13 protein-coding genes are annotated in these 17,244 nt (G+C 67.5%); 4 read left to right on the top strand and 9 right to left on the bottom strand.

Going from position 1 to position 17,244, the window contains the following annotated elements; genetic code table 11:
• Positions 1-10: 10 nt before the first annotated feature.
• Positions 11-1,675 carry a phospholipase D-like domain-containing protein gene (locus tag EHV23_RS06210; RefSeq protein ID WP_125095166.1) on the top strand — a complete coding sequence of 555 codons (1,665 nt, stop codon included), beginning with the start codon at positions 11-13 and terminating at the stop codon, positions 1,673-1,675.
• A gap of 33 nt (positions 1,676-1,708) precedes the next feature.
• On the opposite strand, the gene EHV23_RS06205 is transcribed toward EHV23_RS06210, so the two are convergent.
• From EHV23_RS06205 to EHV23_RS06165, 9 genes are all read right to left on the bottom strand, one after another.
• Positions 1,709-2,263: a YbhB/YbcL family Raf kinase inhibitor-like protein gene (locus EHV23_RS06205; RefSeq protein WP_125095165.1), complete on the bottom strand. Its 555-nt coding sequence runs from the start codon at positions 2,261-2,263 to the stop codon at positions 1,709-1,711.
• 249 nt (positions 2,264-2,512) lie between these two features.
• Positions 2,513-5,203, bottom strand: coding sequence for a heavy metal translocating P-type ATPase (locus EHV23_RS06200; protein WP_158615858.1), 2,691 nt, complete (start codon positions 5,201-5,203; stop codon positions 2,513-2,515).
• A 206-nt stretch (positions 5,204-5,409) separates the two neighbouring features.
• Positions 5,410-5,853 carry a molybdopterin synthase catalytic subunit MoaE gene (gene moaE / locus EHV23_RS06195; protein ID WP_238990376.1) on the bottom strand — a complete coding sequence of 148 codons (444 nt, stop codon included), beginning with the start codon at positions 5,851-5,853 and terminating at the stop codon, positions 5,410-5,412.
• A 170-nt stretch (positions 5,854-6,023) separates the two neighbouring features.
• The gene (gene moaD / locus EHV23_RS06190; protein ID WP_125095162.1) at positions 6,024-6,293 is read right to left on the bottom strand and encodes a molybdopterin converting factor subunit 1; all 270 of its coding nucleotides are present in this window, start codon (positions 6,291-6,293) and stop codon (positions 6,024-6,026) included.
• 222 nt (positions 6,294-6,515) lie between these two features.
• On the bottom strand, positions 6,516-7,778 hold the full coding sequence (locus tag EHV23_RS06185) for a molybdopterin molybdotransferase MoeA (RefSeq protein WP_125095161.1): 1,263 nt from the start codon (positions 7,776-7,778) through the stop codon (positions 6,516-6,518).
• A gap of 697 nt (positions 7,779-8,475) precedes the next feature.
• Positions 8,476-9,144, bottom strand: coding sequence for a molybdopterin-guanine dinucleotide biosynthesis protein B (gene mobB / locus EHV23_RS06180; RefSeq protein WP_125095160.1), 669 nt, complete (start codon positions 9,142-9,144; stop codon positions 8,476-8,478).
• A 5-nt stretch (positions 9,145-9,149) separates the two neighbouring features.
• Complete coding sequence (thrC, locus tag EHV23_RS06175) at positions 9,150-10,595, bottom strand: threonine synthase (protein ID WP_125095159.1); 1,446 nt, start codon at positions 10,593-10,595, stop codon at positions 9,150-9,152.
• Positions 10,596-10,714: 119 nt separating this feature from the next.
• Positions 10,715-12,025 carry a homoserine dehydrogenase gene (locus tag EHV23_RS06170; RefSeq protein ID WP_125095158.1) on the bottom strand — a complete coding sequence of 437 codons (1,311 nt, stop codon included), beginning with the start codon at positions 12,023-12,025 and terminating at the stop codon, positions 10,715-10,717.
• A gap of 264 nt (positions 12,026-12,289) precedes the next feature.
• Entirely contained in the window at positions 12,290-13,522 is a 1,233-nt protein-coding gene (locus EHV23_RS06165) for a pyridoxal phosphate-dependent aminotransferase (protein ID WP_125095157.1), read from the bottom strand.
• A gap of 263 nt (positions 13,523-13,785) precedes the next feature.
• Here EHV23_RS06165 and EHV23_RS06160 point away from each other — a divergent pair, with 263 nt between their 5' ends.
• The 3 genes from EHV23_RS06160 (at position 13,786) to EHV23_RS06150 (ending at position 17,208) form a co-directional block, all read left to right on the top strand.
• Entirely contained in the window at positions 13,786-14,376 is a 591-nt protein-coding gene (locus EHV23_RS06160; protein WP_125095156.1) for an Mth938-like domain-containing protein, read from the top strand.
• A 59-nt stretch (positions 14,377-14,435) separates the two neighbouring features.
• Positions 14,436-14,951, top strand: coding sequence for a peroxiredoxin (locus tag EHV23_RS06155; protein WP_125095155.1), 516 nt, complete (start codon positions 14,436-14,438; stop codon positions 14,949-14,951).
• Positions 14,952-15,180: 229 nt separating this feature from the next.
• A complete protein-coding gene (locus tag EHV23_RS06150; RefSeq protein ID WP_125095154.1) occupies positions 15,181-17,208 on the top strand; it encodes a PhoH family protein in 2,028 nt (675 codons plus the stop codon).
• The last annotated feature ends 36 nt before the right edge of the window (positions 17,209-17,244 follow it).

Genomic DNA, 17,244 nt, shown 5'->3' with positions numbered 1-17,244 from the left:
CCCGTCCCCCATGAGCCACCTGCTCCAGTTCCTCAAGGATATCCCGGCCATCTGGGAGAGCATCCCGGTATCGCACCAGCTGCTGCTCTATGGCGTGCTGGAGCTGGGCAGCATCCTGTACATCCTCGGCCAGCGCCGGCCGCCGCTGGCCACGCTGTCGTGGATCCTGGCCTTCCTGTTCGTACCGGTGCTCAGTGTGGGCTTCTACTTCCTGTTCGGGCCCCGCAAGCTCAAGCGCCGCAACGTGCGCCGCGAGCTGGCGCGGCACCAGGCCGCCCATCATGGCCCCCACCGACACCAGCAGCTGCCCGACACGCTGGCCTCGCGCCACTGGCTGCTGGCCCAGGCCCGGGTAGCCACCGAATGCGGCAGCGCCCCGCCCCGGCCGGTGGAGCAGCTGGAGATCCTGGTGGACGGGGATGCCACCTATGCGACCATCGAAGCGGCCATGCAGGCGGCGCGGCACCACATCCACGTGGAGTACTACATTTTCAAGGCAGACGAGATCGGCACACGCTGGCGCGACCTGCTGACGGAGAAGGCGCAGGCCGGCGTGAAGGTGCGCATGCTGGTGGATGCCGTGGGCTCGCCCCGCTGCCGGCGGATGAGCTTCTGGCAGCCGCTGCTGGAGGCAGGGGGCGAGGTGCGGGTATTCAATCCGCCGAAGGTCGTGCCGTTCCGGCCCAGCATGGTGAACTTCCGCAATCACCGCAAGATCGTGGTCATCGACGGGCACGTGGGTTTCACCGGGGGCATCAACATCGATCAGATCGAATCGGCCCGCTGCACCGGGGACAGCGCCTGGCGTGACACCCATCTGCGACTGCGGGGCCACGCGGCACAGGATCTGCAGCGTCTCTTTCTGGAAGACTGGCTGTATGCCGGCGCCCGTTTCGTGCATCTGGCCCGGCTGGACAAGGCCCTGACCACGCCGCAGGACATTCTGGCGTGGTTTCCGCCGGCACCGGAAGGTGACGGGGGGCGCGACGGAAGCCGGGAGCGGCTGGCCGGGAGAGAGCGGGAGAATCGGGAAGGCTCGGAAGGCCGGGGAGACCGGGATAACCGGGAAGACCAGGAAAACCGGGAGAGGGACACGGAAAAGCGTGGCGAGAACCGCCCGGCCGAGGCCCAGCCCTGGGTGCAGATCATCGATTCCGGGCCGGACCGCAGCGAATACGCCATCTACCGCTTCTTCTTTGCGGCGATGTCATCGGCGCGGCGGCGCATCTGGATCACCACGCCCTATTTCATCCCGGACGAGGCGATCATGGTGGCGCTGACCACCGCGGCCGGTCGCGGTGTGGACGTGCGGCTGCTGGTTCCGATGGAATCCGACCAGCTGCTGACCGGGCTGGCGGCCTCCACCTTCGTGGAAGAGGTGCTGACCCGACGGGTGAAGGTGTATGCCTATGTGCCGCGCTTCATCCACGCCAAGACGCTGGTGATCGACGACGAGCTGTCGGTGATCGGCACGGCCAACATGGACAACCGCAGCTTCCGGCTGAACTTCGAGGTGATGGCGGCCATCTACGACAAGAAGACCACGTCGGACATGGCGCGGCAGTTCCTGAAGGATCTGGAATCATCCACCCAGCTGCATGCGGACCACCAGCCCGACAGCTTCAACCAGCGGCTGGTGGCAAGCCTTGCGCGGCTGGCGGCGCCGCTGCTGTAGAGCGTGTCATGCCTCCCCCTGCTGCCGGCGGCTTCAGCGCTGATCCATGATGACCACCTTCGCCTTGCCCAGTGCGTTGGCATTGGCAAAGAAGCCCACCATGGCCGGTGTGGCCTCGGCCGTGATGTTGGGCAGGCGATCGATCTTGAGTGCCGTCAGCGTGATGACATAGCGGTGGCGGCTGCCCTGCGGCGGGCAGGGGCCACCATAGCCCGGTACGCCGAAGTCCGTGCGGGTCTGCAGCGCACCAGCCGGCAGCCTGTCTCCCTCGGCCGTGATGCCGTCGGGCAGGTGATTCACATCTGCGGGAATGTTGGCCACCACCCAGTGCATCCAGCCCACACCGGTGGGTGCATCCGGATCATGGATGGTCAGCACGAAGCTGCGGGTGCCCTTCGGGGCGTTGCGCCAGGACAGGGCCGGCGAGGCGTTGTCACCGGAGCAGCCAAGGCCGTAGCGCGCACTCAGCTGCTGGGCCTTGCCGAAGTGACCATTGGGAATGTCATCGGCCTTCAGCGTGAACGCACCCGCGGCCCAGGCGGGTGCCCCCAGGGTCAATAGCGTGGCGGCCAGAACTGCATGTTTCATGGGTCTCTCCTTGTATCGATGGTCGATGCCCCCGGGCACCGCCCGTGCAAATCAGGAAACCATTATGAACCCGGCGATGCCCCGTTACCATGTTCGTGTCCCGGACAACCAGGGCCTGGCCAGCCAGACCCGGCATGATTGCTGCCCCGGTCATCCATGATCCGGGGGGTGATGTCCCTCCAAATGTCAAACGGGTCGGTCTGCATGCCAGATGGTGCATGCACCGCGCAGCAGGCTTCGTCTCCCTGCTCACCGCCGCAGCATGCGCAGCCCGTTGGCCACCACCAGCAGGCTGGCGCCCACGTCGGCGAACACGGCCATCCACATGGTGCCGTAGCCGGCCAGCGTCAGCGCCATGAACACGGCCTTCACCCCCAGCGCGAACGCGATGTTCTGCACCAGAATGCGGTGTGTGGCCTGCGACAGGCGCACGAAGGCCGGTATCTTGCGCAGATCGTCGTCCATCAGGGCCACATCGGCCGTCTCCAGGGCGCTGTCGGTGCCCATCGCCCCCATGGCGAAGCCGATGTCGGCCCGGGCCAGTGCGGGCGTGTCGTTGATGCCATCGCCGACCATGCCCACGCGGGAGACCTCACCGGCCTCGTGGACCGGTTGTGCACGACGCACCAGCCCGTCGACGACGGCCAGCTTGTCTTCGGGCAGCAGATTGCCCTGCGCCTCATCGATACCCACCTCGCGGGCGATGGCATCGGCCGTGTGCTGGTTGTCACCGGTCAGCATCAGCGTGCGGACACCCAGCTGGTGCAGCTCGGCCATGGCGGCGCGGCTGCTCTCCTTCACCGTATCGGCCACGGCAAAGAGGGCCATGACGACCTGTTCGCTGGCCAGCACCACCACGGTCCTTCCCTGCCGTTCCAGTTCCAGCAGGCGTGCTTCCAGCTCGTGCGAACACTGGCCGCGCTCGTGGATCAGGCGGTGGTTGCCCAGCACGTAGTGCACGCCATCGATGCGGCCTTGCACACCGCGACCGGCCAGCGCCTCGAAGGCATCGACGCTGAAAAGCGGGACAGGAGAGGCGGACGGGGCCGCCGGTGAAGCAGACGCTGCACCATGCTTCTGGCCGGCAGCCGCGGACCGTGCCGGCCCGGTCGCGTGGGCGGCATGTGCCGCCGGTTGGGCGGACCGGTTCATCATCTTCTGGCCAGACGGTGCAAACGGACTGAAGGCCACGGATGGGCTGGAGGACACGGACTGGCCAGACAGACCAGCCTCCGCGGGAGGATCCCATGCCCCCGCCTGCCGGCCTGCGCGGAACGCCTCCACGATGGCTTGCGACACGGGATGGTCGGAGCGCGCCGCCAGGGAGGCCGCCAGCCGGTGCACCTGCGTGTTCAGAAAGACGGCCATCTCGGTCAGCACGGGCTTGCCATGGGTGATCGTGCCGGTCTTGTCCAGGGCCAGCCACTTCAGGTGGCGACCTTCTTCCAGATGCACGCCGCCCTTGACCAGAATGCCCTGCCGCGCGGCAGCCGTCAGCCCGCTGACCACCGTGACCGGGGTGGAAATGACCAGTGCGCACGGGCAGGCGATCACCAGCAGCGTCAGTGCCTTGTAGATCCAGCCGAACCAGTCACCGTTGAAAAAGGAAGGTGGCACCAGCGCCACCCCGATGGCCAGCACCAGTACGATGGGCGTGTAGACGGCGGCAAAGCGGTCGACGAAGCGCTGGGTGGGCGCCTTCTGGCCCTGCGCCGCCTCCACCGCCTCGATGATGCGCGCCAGCGTACTGTCACCGGCTTCGGCCGTCACGCGGAAGTCGAAGGAACCGGACTGGTTGATGGTGCCGGCAAACACGGGATCACCCGCGGCCTTTTCCACGGGCAGGCTTTCGCCCGTGATGGGCGCCTGGTCCACCGTGGAAGCGCCCTGCTCCACCTGGCCATCCAGCGCGATGCGCTCGCCCGGCCGGACCCGCACCAGGGTTCCCACCGCCACCTCCCCGGCCGGCACGGACTGCCAGCTGCCATCGGACTGCTGTGCCGTGGCCGTGTCGGGCGCCAGACGCATCAGGCCCTCGATGGCGTGGCGGGCACGGTCCAGCGAGCGTGCCTCGATCATCTCCGAGAGTGTGAACAGCACCATCACCATCGACGCTTCGGGCCACTGCCCGATCAGCAGGCCCCCCGTGACCGCAATGCTCATCAGGGCGTTGATGTTGAGCGTCCCGGTCCGGATGGAGATCCAGCCCTTCCGGTACGTGCTCAGGCCACAGAGCAGCACGGCTCCCACCGCAAGCATGGCCGTCAGCCATTCCGGATACGCAAACCAGTGGCAGGCCTCGGACAGGATGGCAAGGATGGCCGCATTGCCCAGACGGCGCAGGGGCGTGGCGGTGAGAAAGGCGTACAGGCGCGCGGCCAGAAAAGGCAGATGCAGGGGCGTGGCAGTGTCCTCCCCGCCGGCTTCGGGTGTGCTGCCACAACAGGATGAAGTCGCCGTGCCCATGTCGGCGTGCGTGTGGGCATCCTGCCCGGAGGCGTTCCGGTGGGCGTGGCCGGAAGACCCGGCATGCTCATGGCCGCTGCAGCATTCGTGTCCGCTGCCGTGACCCTGAGCCTGAGCCTGACTGTGGCTGTGGCCATGATCGCCCGCTCCCTGGCGGTCACCTGCTGCCGCTGCTGGCCAATGACCGTGACCATGCTCCTCACCATGGGCATGATCATGCCCGCCGCCGCCCCCGGCCGTCGCGGGCTGGGCATGCCTTCTGCGCCTGGGCAGCTCGAGCTGCGGTTCGAAACCCAGGCTGCGAATGGCGGCCAGCACCTCGGGCAGCCGGTGCTCGTCGTGCTCGACCGTCAGGATGCGCTGCACCAGATTGAACTGCAGTGCCCCCACACCGGACATGCGGCCCAGCTTCCTGCGGATCATCCCCTCTTCGGTGGGACAGTCCATCTGTTCGATGTGGATACGGGTTTTCATGGGTACGTCTCGGGCCGTTGCGTCCATACTCGTGAGTGAACACCCTGTGGCTGCTGCAGGGTCAGGCGACTGGCGCGTGTCATGGACCCATTCGTCCCCACGAAACCCCCTTGGGCGTGCGGGTCAGGGCCGCGGATGACACGCTCCGGATATTTCACCACGAAAACCGGACAACGGGCCCGCCAGCCGTGGCCACCATCAGTTAGTTATTCCCACCGCCTCCGCGCCGCCTCGTCGCTGTCGCGCGCATCCACCCAGCGCTCGCCATCGGGCGTGCTTTCCTTTTTCCAGAACGGCGCCTCGGTTTTCAGGTAGTCCATGATGAAGCGGCAGGACTCGAAGGCTGCATCGCGGTGGCGGGAGGCGGTGGCCACCAGCACGATCTGGTCACCGGGTGCCAGGGGGCCGACGCGATGGATGACGGTCACGCCCAGCAGCGGCCAGCGGGCCTCGGCCTGCGCGCAGATCCGTTCCAGTGAACGTTCGGTCATGCCGGGATAGTGTTCCAGCGTGAAACCGCCGATGGTGTCGCCCTGGTTGGTGTCACGCACATAGCCGACGAAGGAGGCCACACCCCCGGTTTCCAGCGTGAGGCGCTGCAGGCGGCGCAGCTCGGCCCCCACGTCGAAATCGCCGGTCTGGACGCAGATATGACGAGACTTCGTAGCCGTGGCTCTCCCGATGGGCTCGACGCCCGCAGCGGCCGTGATCGCAGAATGCTCTGGCGGCGCCGGTTCACTGGCCTGCGGCGCATCCTGCACCGTGTCCTTTCCCACGGGCCGGGCCGAATCCGGTGCGGTCGTGCTCATGGCGCAGCCCCTCAGCCCCCGGTGACGGGCGGAAAGAACGCCACCTCGGCACCCTCGGCCAGCGGTGTATCCAGCGTGGCCAGATCCTGTGCCACGGCGGCGCGCAGGGTGTCGCGGCCGGTGGCCGGCGGGGTGAACACCTCGGCCCAGACCCCGCCGCGGGACGCCAGATGCGCCCGCAGGTCGGCCACCGTGCCGACACCGGCCGGCAGCACCAGTGATTCGCGGGCCGTGCCAAGCCGCTCGCGCAGGCTGGCAAAAAACAGCAGTTCGATCTTCATGACGGTATGACGGGGACGGTGTATGGGAGCCGAGCGCGGGGCACCGACATTCAGGTGCATGGACACCGGCGTCCGGGCGCAGGAGTGCCGGCATACGGATGCCGGCGAACGGATTCTGCCCGCATGACGACGCCGGGCCGCAGACCGGGATGGTCCTGAGACCTGGGGCCGACCAGCCAACGCGGCTCCGACTGTTCCGCAGAGGCTCCAGGCCCCGTCGGTTCAGCGCAGCCCCAACAGTTCGGCAAACGGGATGTACTGTACCGTATCGCCGGGCTGGATGGGCTGCCCGGGGGGATTGTCGATCAGGCCATCGCCGATGACGGCCGAGGTCAGCACGGCCGAGCCCTGGTTGCGGAACAGCTTCAGCAGCTTGCCATCGGGCTGCAACACGGCACGCAGGAACTCGCGACGCTTGTCGGGACGTGGCCAGGCGAAGTCGGCCGTCATCTGGATGCGGCGGGGTTCCCAGCTGCGGGCTCCCTGCAGCTTGAGAATGAAGGGACGCACCAGCAGCAGGAAGGTGATGAACGACGACACCGGATTGCCGGGCAGGCCGATGAAGTGGGCGTAGCCTTCCGGGCCGGCATCCCGTGTACGCCGGACGCGACCGTAGGCCAGCGGCTTGCCGGGCTTGATGGCGATGCGCCACAGATCGATTTCGCCTTCGGCCTCGACGGCCGGGCGCACATGGTCTTCCTCGCCCACCGACACCCCGCCGGCCGTGATGATCAGGTCGGCGTCCAGCGCGGCCTGGCGCAGGGACGCCCGCGTGGCCTCCAGGCTGTCGGGCACGATGCCGAGGTCGATCACCTCGCAGCCCAGTCGCCGCAGGGCCGCCGCCAGCACGAACCGGTTGGAGTTGTAGATGGCACCGGGCGACAGCGGCTGGCCGGGCATGAGCAGTTCGTCGCCGGTGAAAAAGCACGCCACCCGCGGGCGGCGGCGCACGGTCAGCTCGGGCAGACCGACCGAGGCCACCAGACCGATGGCTGCCGGGGTGAGCGCCGTACCCGCCGGCAGGATTTCGGTGCCCGCCTGCACATTGTCGGCCTTGCGGCACACCAGTTCACCGGGCTGCGGCTGGACACGGAGGCGGAAACGCACGCCCTTGCTGCCATCCTTCAGCGGCACTTCCTCGGCGTCTTCCTGCATCACCACGGCATCGGCCCCGACCGGCAGGGCGGCGCCGGTGAAGATGCGTGCGACCGTCCCCTTGCGCAGGGCGAGCCCGGGATGCCCCGCCGGAATGCGCTGGGAAATGGGGAACACCCGGTCCGGGTCCGCCTCCAGCTCCGCTGCGCGCACGGCGTAGCCATCCATCTGGCTGGTATCCCAGGCGGGGATGTCCATCATCGAGATCACGGGTTCGGCCAGCACCCGGCCGTCCGCCTGCATGGTCGGAACGACTTCGATACCCTGCAGGGGCTGGGCACGCGCGAGCAGGCGCTGAAAGGCCTCGTCAAAGGCGAGCAGTGATGACATCGGGCAGGTCCGAAAGGTGGCAGCCATCCGGCAGGATGGTCGAAAACAGACGAACGGAGGATGCGGTTTGAGCGCGGAGTAGCGGTTGTGGGCACGGCACGGGGACACGCGCCGCGCGATTCTGTCACGCAACCCACCACTTCATGCGCCATCGTCGCAAGGGCTGTATCTACTGTAAGCGCTGCCGCCAGATGAAAATCGCCTGAATCGACGGGCATTTACCCGCCATTTCCACGCCTGCGCCCTGCCCCCTGCGGGCGCCCGAAGCGCTATTCCTGCACCTCGTTTCTGGCGCACCTCATGCTGCCTTTGCTCCGCTCACCCACGCCCCCGGCAACCTGCAAAAGCGCTATTCCGGTTCTGCCCGAAACCGGTCCTTTCCGGCAGGTGTCCCCACCCTTCAGCATCGCCAGCCGGCAGGAGCCTGTACACCATCCTCCCGGCATTTCGGGCGGATCAAATAGTTACAATTAATTACTACTTTTTACAACTATCTTCCTGCAGCCTGCGCGCCGGTCCGCTTGCCAGCGATGCCGCGGCCGTTACCGGACGGAGACAGGGTCCACGGTCCCGGCGCTGGTCCCCCTTCCCGTCACCACGCAAACGGACACACGCCCGCCCTCATTCCGGCTCCATATCCTGCCCAAATCTGCCCCATACCCTGCCCCACTCCGGCACCAGGCCGCTCACGGCAGCCTCACTGCGCCGTGCCGCACAGCGCGCAGGCGCGTTTCAGACCGGTCTGCTGCAGGATGAACGCCACCACCGCATCCGGGTCGTTGATGTCGAGCTGCGGCAGCGGCACCGTCAGCGCTTCGTCAGTGGCGATGGCCACGATGTCCGGGTCGTCCGGATACAGCAGCGGCTTGCCGACGCCGGGGCGATGCACCTCGATCTTGGGCATGGCGGCGTGCTTGAAGCCCTCGACCAGCACCAGGTCGCAGGGGCTCATGTGCGCGAGGTGCTCTTCGAGTGTGGGCTCGGGGGCGCCGCGCAGCTCGTGCATCAGCGCCCAGCGCTGGTCGGTGGTAACCAGCACCTCGGTGGCACCGGCCTCGCGGTGGCGCCACGAGTCCTTGCCGGGCTTGTCGATATCGACCCGATGGTGGGCGTGCTTGATGACCGACACCGTCAGCCCCGCCCGGATAAAGCGGGGAATGAGCTGCTCGATCAGCGTGGTCTTGCCGGAGCCGGACCAGCCGGCGAAACCAAAGACCACCGGCCCGGGCTGTACCGGCGCCACGTCCTTCCCGGCCTGTTCCTGCCGGTACACCGGCGAAGGATTCCCGCCTGCCCCGACGGGAGTCCGTTCGCCCTGCCCCGCCGCCGGGAAGGCATGGTCTGCGGTTTCGGCACGCTCACCCATGGCGCTCAGGTCCGGGCGGCCACGTAGGCCTTGAGCTGGCGCACGTCGGCCGGCATCCGCACCCAGCGCTGGGCACGCGCCTCCAGTCCTTCCAGTCCGGCCGGCACCGGCGGCTGCTGGCCGATGGCCTCGACGATGCTTTCGGCAAACTTGGCCGGCAGCGCGGTTTCGAGGCAGAGCATGGGAATGCCCGGCTCGCGGTACGCCTGCGCCACCTTCAGGCCGTCGGCCGTGTGGGTGTCGACCAGCACGCCGGCCTTCTGGTGCCAGTGGCGGATGGTCTGCAGCCGGTCGGCGTGGGTGCTGCGGCCGGACACGAAGCCCCATGCGGCCGCCTTCGCAAAGGCATCGGTACCGGCGAGGTCGAACTCGCCGGTTTCGCCCAGCTGCTGCCACAGTGCCCTGACCCGTTCGGCATCCCCCCCGTGCAGGTCGAAGACGAAGCGCTCGAAGTTGGACGCCTTGGAGATGTCCATCGACGGGCTGGAGGTGGCATGGGTGTCGCGCGCGCTGCGCACGCGATAGCGGCCGGTACGGAAGAACTCGTCCAGCACGTCGTTCTCGTTGGTGGCCACCACCAGCCGGCGGATGGGCAGGCCCATCCGTTTGGCGATGTGACCGGCCAGCACGTTGCCGAAGTTGCCACTGGGCACGGTGAACGAGACCTGCTGCGGCTGGCCGTCGGCGCCGTACGGCTGGCCGGCCGTGGCCAGCAGATAGCCCCGGAAGTAATACACCACCTGGGCCACCACGCGTGCCCAGTTGATGGAATTGACGCTGCCGATGCTGTGCCTTTCCTTGAAGGCGAGGTCGCCGGCGACGGCTTTCACGAGGTCCTGGCAGTCGTCGAACACGCCCTCGATGGCGATGTTGTAGATGTTGTCGTCCATCAGGCTGAACATCTGCGCGCGCTGGAAGGCGCTCATCCGGCCGGCCGGCGAGAGCATGAACACGCGCAGGTGCTGGCGGCCGCGCATCGCGTACTCGGCGGCGCTGCCGGTATCCCCCGAGGTGGCACCGACGATGTTCAGCCAGCGGTCCTGCTTGAGCAGCGTGTACTCGAACAGCCGGCCCAGCAGCTGCATGGCCATGTCCTTGAAGGCCAGCGTGGGGCCGTTAGAGAGCTGCTCGATGTACAGCGGGCCCTGCGCGTCCGAGGCCGGCTCCAGCGGCACCAGGGGCGTGATGTCTTCGGTGCCGAAGATGGCCGGCGTGTAGGTCTCGTCGATCAGGCGTTTCAGGTCGTCGGCCGGGATGTCATCGCAGTAGCGCGACAGCACCTGGAAGGCCAGGTCGGCGTAGGACAGGCCGCGCCACGACTGCAGCGTGGCGTCGTCGATCTGCGGAATGCTGGCCGGCATCACCAGGCCGCCATCGGGCGCCAGGCCGCCGAGCAGGATGTCGGAGAAACGCTGGGGGGGCATGCCGCCCCGGGTGGACAGATATTCCATGGTCGTCCTGTTCAGATTGGGCAGAAGTACCGTGCGCCCTGCAACAATGAGTACGGAATGGGTCGCAAAAGCCAGACCCGGCCCGCGGACGGTGATGCCGTGGCGGGCCGGTCAGGCCATCAGTTGAGCTGTTCGACGCGCAGCCGCACCACGCTGGACGGCACCGACGGCAGGGCCTCGATGCGCCCGATGGCGGCATCGATACGCTGTTCCACCGTGCGGTGCGTCATCAGGATGATGTCGGTGGTGGGCTCGCCCTCGGCCGGCTGGCGCTGGATCACGGCATCGATCGACACGCCCTCGTCGGCCAGGATGCGCGTGATGTCGGCCAGCACGCCTGGCTCGTCCCTTACCTGCGCGCGCAGGTAGTAGGCGGTTTCCATCTGGTCGGCCGGCAGTACGGGCACGGGTTGCAGCTGGTCCTGGCGGAAGGCCAGATAGGGCACACGGTGTTCGTCGGCCACGTCGGTCATCCGCGCCACGTCCACCAGATCGGCCACCACGGCGCTGGCCGTGGGCAGCTTGCCGGCACCCGGACCGTAGTAGAGGGTCTCGCCCACGGCATCGCCCTTGACCCAGACGGCGTTCATGGCGCCCTCGACGTTGGCCAGCAGGCGGCGCTCGGGAATCAGTGTGGGGTGCACGCGCAGCTCGATGCCGTCGGCACGGCGGCGGGCAATGCCCAGCAGCTTGATGCGATAGCCCAGCCGGCCGGCGTAGGTGAAGTCCTCGGCCGCCAGCCTGCTGATGCCCTCGATGTAGGCCCTGTCGAACTGCACCGGCACACCGAAGGCCATCGAGGCCAGCAGCGTGGCCTTGTGCGCGGCATCCACCCCCTCGATGTCGAAGGTGGGATCGGCCTCGGCATAGCCCAGCCGCTGCGCGTCGGCCAGTGCCGCGTCGAACGACAGCCCCTTGTCGCGCATTTCCGAGAGGATGAAATTGGTGGTGCCGTTGATGATGCCGGCCAGCATGTCGATCCGGTTGGCAGCCAGCCCCTCGCGCAGCGCCTTGACGATGGGAATGCCCCCCGCCACCGCGGCCTCGAAGGCCACCATCACGCCCTGCTCGCGGGCCTTTGCGAAGATCTCGTTGCCGTGCACGGCCAGCAGCGCCTTGTTGGCCGTGACCACCTGCTTGCCCCTTGCAATGGCAGCCAGCACCACGTCACGGGCCACGGTGGTGCCGCCCATCACCTCGACCAGCACATCGATGGCCGGGTCGTTGACGATGTCGAAAGGATCCTCGCTGATGGCGATGTCGGGCCCGACCATCTTGCGGACCGCATCCAGGCCACGGGACACCACCCGCGTCACGCGGATCCGGCAGCCGGAGCGCCGGCTGATTTCGTCGGCATTGTTCTTCAGAACTTCAAACACACCACTGCCGACCGTTCCCAGTCCGAGCAGTCCGACCTTGATCTCTTTCATACGCTGGTAATGACTCCTGGTTGTGTGGCGGGCCGCCGGGTGAGGCATCCATCGATGCCCGTGCCGGCGCAGCCCCCTGTCTGTCTGTATCCGCCCGCCGGGCGGATGTGTCCTGTCCGGCCCCGCCACTTCGGCGAAGGCAACCGGCTGGACGGCGGTGCATGAACGGCGTGCCCCCTCACCGCAACGTGGCACCCGTCCGGGTAACGGCTCGCCCTGACGGCCACAGGGCAACGATCCCTGGCCCCAGAGCGTGTCATGGCCTCAGACCCCCTTGACGCGGCCAGCCCGGTAGTCGGCCAGGAAACGGTCGACCCGGGTGAGCGCCTCGGTGAGGTCATCCGAATTGGGCAGGAACACCACCCGGAAGTGGTCGTGTTCCGGCCAGTTGAAGCCGGTCCCCTGCACCAGCAGCACCTTCTGGTGCTCGAGCAGCTGCAGGATGAACTGCTGGTCATCCTTGACCGGGTAGAACGCCGGGTCCAGCCGCGGGAACAGGTACAGTGCGGCCCGCGGCTTGACGCAGCTCACGCCCGGGATGCTGGTGACCATGTCCCAGGCCAGGTCACGCTGGCGGGCCAGCCGCCCGCCCGGGCGCACCAGTTCGTTGATGCTCTGGTAGCCGCCCAGTGCCGTCTGGATGCCCATCTGGCCGGGCACGTTGGCGCACAGCCGCATGGAGGCCAGCATGGTCAGCCCCTCCAGATAGTCGCCGGCGTGGCGCTTGTCGCCGGAGACGATCATCCAGCCGGCGCGATAGCCGCAGGCCCGGTAGTTTTTGGACAGGCCGTTCATGGTGATGAACAGCACGTCGTCGGCCAGCGAGGCGATGGAGGTATGGGTGGCGCCGTCGTAGAGGATCTTGTCGTAGATCTCGTCGGCGAAGATGATCAGCTCGTTCTGCCGGGCGATCTCGATGATGCCCTGCAGCACGTCATCCGGATACAGCGCCCCGGTGGGGTTGTTGGGGTTGATGACGACGATGGCCTTCGTGCGCTCGGTGACCTTCGCGCGCATGTCGTCCAGATCGGGCAGCCAGCCGGCGCCCTCGTCGCACATGTAGTGCACGGCCGTGCCCCCCGAGAGGCTCACGGCCGCCGTCCACAGCGGATAGTCGGGGGTGGGCACCAGCACCTCGTCGCCGGCATCGAGCAGCGCGTTGAGCGACAGCACGATCAGCTCGCTCACGCCGTTGCCGATGTAGATGTCGTCGACCGTCACACCGCGAATGCCCTTGAGCTGCGAATAGTGCATGACGGCCTTGCGGGCCGAGAACAGGCCCCTGGAGTCGGAGTAGCCGGAGGCATCGGCCAGGTTGGCCATGATGTCCTGGCGCACTTCGTCGGGTGCATCGAAGCCGAACGGCGCCATGTTGCCGATGTTGAGCTTGATGATGCGTTGCCCTTCTTCTTCCATCTGCTTCGCCCGGGCAAGGACGGGGCCACGGATGTCGTAACAGACGTTGGCCAGTTTTGCAGACTTGTGGATGGTTTTCATGATGAGACAGGGGACACCACCGGAACGGGGCGGCAACGCAGGCGATGCGCGGATACCGGGGCCAGACTTGCTGCCGGTGCCCTGCAGGCCATTGAAGCGCCCCCGGTTCTTCCCCCAAGGTGCGTTACTATGGAAGCAATCGCATAATGTACACCGGGACGCGACCACTGAAACGTGTGATGAGCGTATTTGCCCCCGCAGGGCCGTGAACGACCCCCGCACACGCGCCGCACGTCCCGCCGAACGACTGGTTTTCCCACCCGATGAAACTGCACGCCGACCGCCACGACGATCTCAATGCCATCACCGCCTACGGTGAGGGCTGGGTGGAAGTGAGCGGCATCCGTCACGGGGGCGCCCTGCTGATCCGCCCGGAGGGGCCGGTGCTGCCCTGGGATGTGGCGGGCTTCGAGGCACTGACGCCGGACATCCTGCTGGCGCTGGGCGGGCCGACGGTGCTGGCACCTGCAGCTGGCACGGTGCCTGCCGGTACTGCCGCAGGAACAGCGGCGCCCCCGGTGCAGGCCGCCCCTCCCCCGATGCGAACCGGTGCCACTCCCCTGCAGACCGATACCACGCCGGAAACAGTGCTCCCACCACAGGCGGGGCACGACCACCCTGGTGGCCTGCCGGCAAACGCCACATCGGGCGACGCGCCCGCCTTCCCCCGGCCGGAGGTGATCCTGCTGGGTACCGGCAACCGGCTTCAGTTTCCGCATCCGCGCCTGACCCGCCCACTGCAGCAGGCCGGCATCGGCCTGGAGGCCATGGACACGGTGGCGGCCTGCCGCACCTACAACATCCTGATGGCCGAGGGGCGCCAGGTCCTGGCCGCGCTGCTGCCTACGGGATGATTTCTCACATCGCCGTACACTGCAGTCCCTCTCTTCGATTTCTCCCGTTTTTCTGCTTCATGGAACAGACCTCCCCGGCCACCCGCCCTGCCCTGCAGCCTGGCGACACCGTACCCGATTTCACCGCCGAAACCACCAGCGGCCCGCTGCATTTTTCCGATCTCAACGGCAAGCTGGTGGTGCTGTACTTCTACCCGAAGGACAACACCCCCGGCTGCAGCACGGAAGCCGGCGACTTTGCCGCCGCCTGGCAGGATTTCGTGAAGGCGGGCGCCGAGGTCTATGGCATCTCGCGCGACAGCCTGAAGAGCCACGCCAGCTTCCGCGCAAAGCGCGAACTGCCGTTCGAGCTGGTCAGCGACCCGGACGAGACGCTGTGCGAACTGTTCGGTGTTATGCAGCTCAAGAACATGTACGGCAGGCAGGTGCGCGGCATCGAGCGCTCGACCTTCCTGATCAACCGCGACGGCGTGCTGGTCAAGGCCTGGCGCAAGGTGAAGGTGCCCGGCCACGTTGCCGAGGTGCTGGCCGCCGTGCGGCACTATCGTGACCACGGAACCCTGCCCCAGGGCTGACAGGTGTCATGAATGCATCCGCCCCCGTACTGGCCCATGATTCTTGACCGATGCTTCCCCCATTTCATGCCGGCATGCCCCATCAGGCGCCGGTTTGCCCGTTTCCGGGTGACCAGCCCCTTCCGGCACCGTATCAGGCCACTGCCCTGCGCGGGGTTCCGCATCTCTGCGTCCCAGGTGTTCCGGTGACATACCGGAACACCCCCATCTTTCCGTTGCACTGACCATCATGCCTCTGCCCAAAGCTCCGACCACCCCCGGTGAACGCCTCGACATCAAGGAAGCGTCCCGGCACAAGGCCAAACTGCCGGCCGCCCGCCGGCGCCGGACCCGTGCGGCCGACGCGGGGGCCGACAGCGAGGCCACGATCCCCGCATCGCAGGTCACGGCCACACCGCTGCCACCGACCGGCCAGCCGGGCAGTGCACAGAAACCTGCCCTGCTGAGCGCCGCGCCGGCACCACAGCCCGCCACCGACCAGCCTGCTGCTGCCGGGCCTGCCGTCGCCGGGTCGGCAGCCGCCCAGCCTGCAGCCCCGCAGCCGGCCGCTGCCACCCGGGGCCGTGCCCGCCGGGCCGCTGCCGCCCGGCCCGATGCGCCGCTGCCGCTGGAACAGGTCGAGACCCGCACCACGACAGGCGTCGCATCACACACGACGGCCACGGCACCGGGGGTGGCAGGTACCACCCCACGAACGGCTGCCGCCATACCGGCCCAGACACCAGCAGGCACACCAGCACCTGCAGGCATCCCGGCCTTCGCCGCCGCGCCTGCCAGCGACACACCCCAGGCCGTCACCTCTGACCCCACCACCGCTGGCGGCCAGGGCACCCGGGCGCACCACCGCCGTCACCGGGCCACCGGTACGGACGCCACCGCCCGCAAGCTGTTCGTGCTGGACACCAACGTGCTGATGCACGACCCGACGGCGCTGTTCCGCTTTCAGGAGCACGACGTGTTCCTGCCGATGATCACGCTGGAAGAGCTGGACGACCACAAGCGCGGCATGAGCGAGGTCTCGCGCCATGCACGGCAGGTCAGCCGCAGCCTGGACGAACTGCTGGCCGACGTGGAAGGCAGCATCGAACAGGGCATCCCCCTGAACCGGCTGGGCCACAGTGACGCCACCGGGCGGCTGTTCCTGCAGACGCGCGTGCTCGATGCCCCGCTGCCCGAGGCGCTGCCCCCCGGCAAGGCCGACAACCGCATCCTGTCGGTGACGGCCGCCCTGCGCCAGGTGTTTCCGGCCCAGCAGGTGGTGCTGGTGTCGAAGGACATCAACATGCGCATCAAGGCGCGCTCGCTGGGCCTGCCGGCCGAGGACTACTTCAATGATCAGGTCACCGACGACCTCGACCTGCTCTACAGCGGCTCGCTCGCCCTGCCCGCCGACTTCTGGGAGACCCACGGCAGGGACATGGAAGCCTGGCAGGACAATGGCGCCAGCTTCTACCGCATCCGTGGCCCGCTGGTGCCGCAGATGCTCGTCAACCAGTTCCTCTATCTGGAAGATGGCGGCACACCGCTGTTCGCCCAGGTACGCGAGCGCGAAGGCAACACCGCCGTGCTGCGCGTGGTGCGCGACTTCACCCAGGCGCGCCACGCCATCTGGGGCATCACGGCCCGCAACCGCGAGCAGAACTTTGCACTGAACCTGCTGCTCGATCCGGACATCGACTTCGTGACCCTGCTCGGCCAGGCCGGCACCGGCAAGACGCTGCTGGCCCTGACGGCGGGCCTGGCCCAGACCCTGGACCAGAAGCGCTTCACCGAAATCATCATGACCCGCGCCACCGTACCTGTGGGCGACGACATCGGCTTCCTGCCCGGCACCGAGGAAGAGAAAATGGCGCCATGGATGGGTGCGCTGGAAGACAACCTGGAAGTGCTGAACCAGGGCAGCGCCGGCGGCGAATGGGGCCGGGCGGCCGCCGCCGACCTGATCCGCTCGCGCATCCGCATCAAATCCATGTCGTTCATGCGCGGCCGCACCTTCAACAACAAGTACCTGATCATCGACGAGGCACAGAACCTCACGCCCAAGCAGATGAAGACGCTGGCCACCCGGGCAGGCCCGGGGACCAAGATCGTCTGCCTGGGCAACATCGCCCAGATCGACACGCCCTACCTCACCGAGGCATCGTCCGGCCTGACCTACGTGGTCGAGCGCTTCAAGGGCTGGAAGCACGGCGGGCACCTCACGCTACAGCGCGGCGAACGCTCGCGGCTGGCCGATTTTGCGGCCGACGTGCTGTAGTGCGTGTCATGGCATCCATCCACCCCTCCTTTGGGC

Origin of the sequence: Lautropia dentalis, assembly GCF_003892345.1 — a bacterium.
In the GTDB taxonomy this organism is placed as follows: domain Bacteria; phylum Pseudomonadota; class Gammaproteobacteria; order Burkholderiales; family Burkholderiaceae_E; genus Lautropia; species Lautropia dentalis.
Note: the sequence above shows the minus strand (reverse complement) of the source record. Positions and strands in the feature narration are given on the sequence as shown.

Coding starts and splice junctions, on each gene's coding strand:
- EHV23_RS06210 (WP_125095166.1), top strand. CDS start 11: ATGAGCCACCTGCTCCAGTTCCTCAAGGATATCCCGGCCATCTGGGAG.
- EHV23_RS06205 (WP_125095165.1), bottom strand. CDS start 2,263: ATGAAACATGCAGTTCTGGCCGCCACGCTATTGACCCTGGGGGCACCC.
- EHV23_RS06200 (WP_158615858.1), bottom strand. CDS start 5,203: ATGAAAACCCGTATCCACATCGAACAGATGGACTGTCCCACCGAAGAG.
- moaD (WP_125095162.1), bottom strand. CDS start 6,293: ATGAAGATCGAACTGCTGTTTTTTGCCAGCCTGCGCGAGCGGCTTGGC.
- EHV23_RS06185 (WP_125095161.1), bottom strand. CDS start 7,778: ATGTCATCACTGCTCGCCTTTGACGAGGCCTTTCAGCGCCTGCTCGCG.
- mobB (WP_125095160.1), bottom strand. CDS start 9,144: ATGGGTGAGCGTGCCGAAACCGCAGACCATGCCTTCCCGGCGGCGGGG.
- thrC (WP_125095159.1), bottom strand. CDS start 10,595: ATGGAATATCTGTCCACCCGGGGCGGCATGCCCCCCCAGCGTTTCTCC.
- EHV23_RS06170 (WP_125095158.1), bottom strand. CDS start 12,025: ATGAAAGAGATCAAGGTCGGACTGCTCGGACTGGGAACGGTCGGCAGT.
- EHV23_RS06165 (WP_125095157.1), bottom strand. CDS start 13,522: ATGAAAACCATCCACAAGTCTGCAAAACTGGCCAACGTCTGTTACGAC.
- EHV23_RS06160 (WP_125095156.1), top strand. CDS start 13,786: ATGAAACTGCACGCCGACCGCCACGACGATCTCAATGCCATCACCGCC.
- EHV23_RS06155 (WP_125095155.1), top strand. CDS start 14,436: ATGGAACAGACCTCCCCGGCCACCCGCCCTGCCCTGCAGCCTGGCGAC.
- EHV23_RS06150 (WP_125095154.1), top strand. CDS start 15,181: ATGCCTCTGCCCAAAGCTCCGACCACCCCCGGTGAACGCCTCGACATC.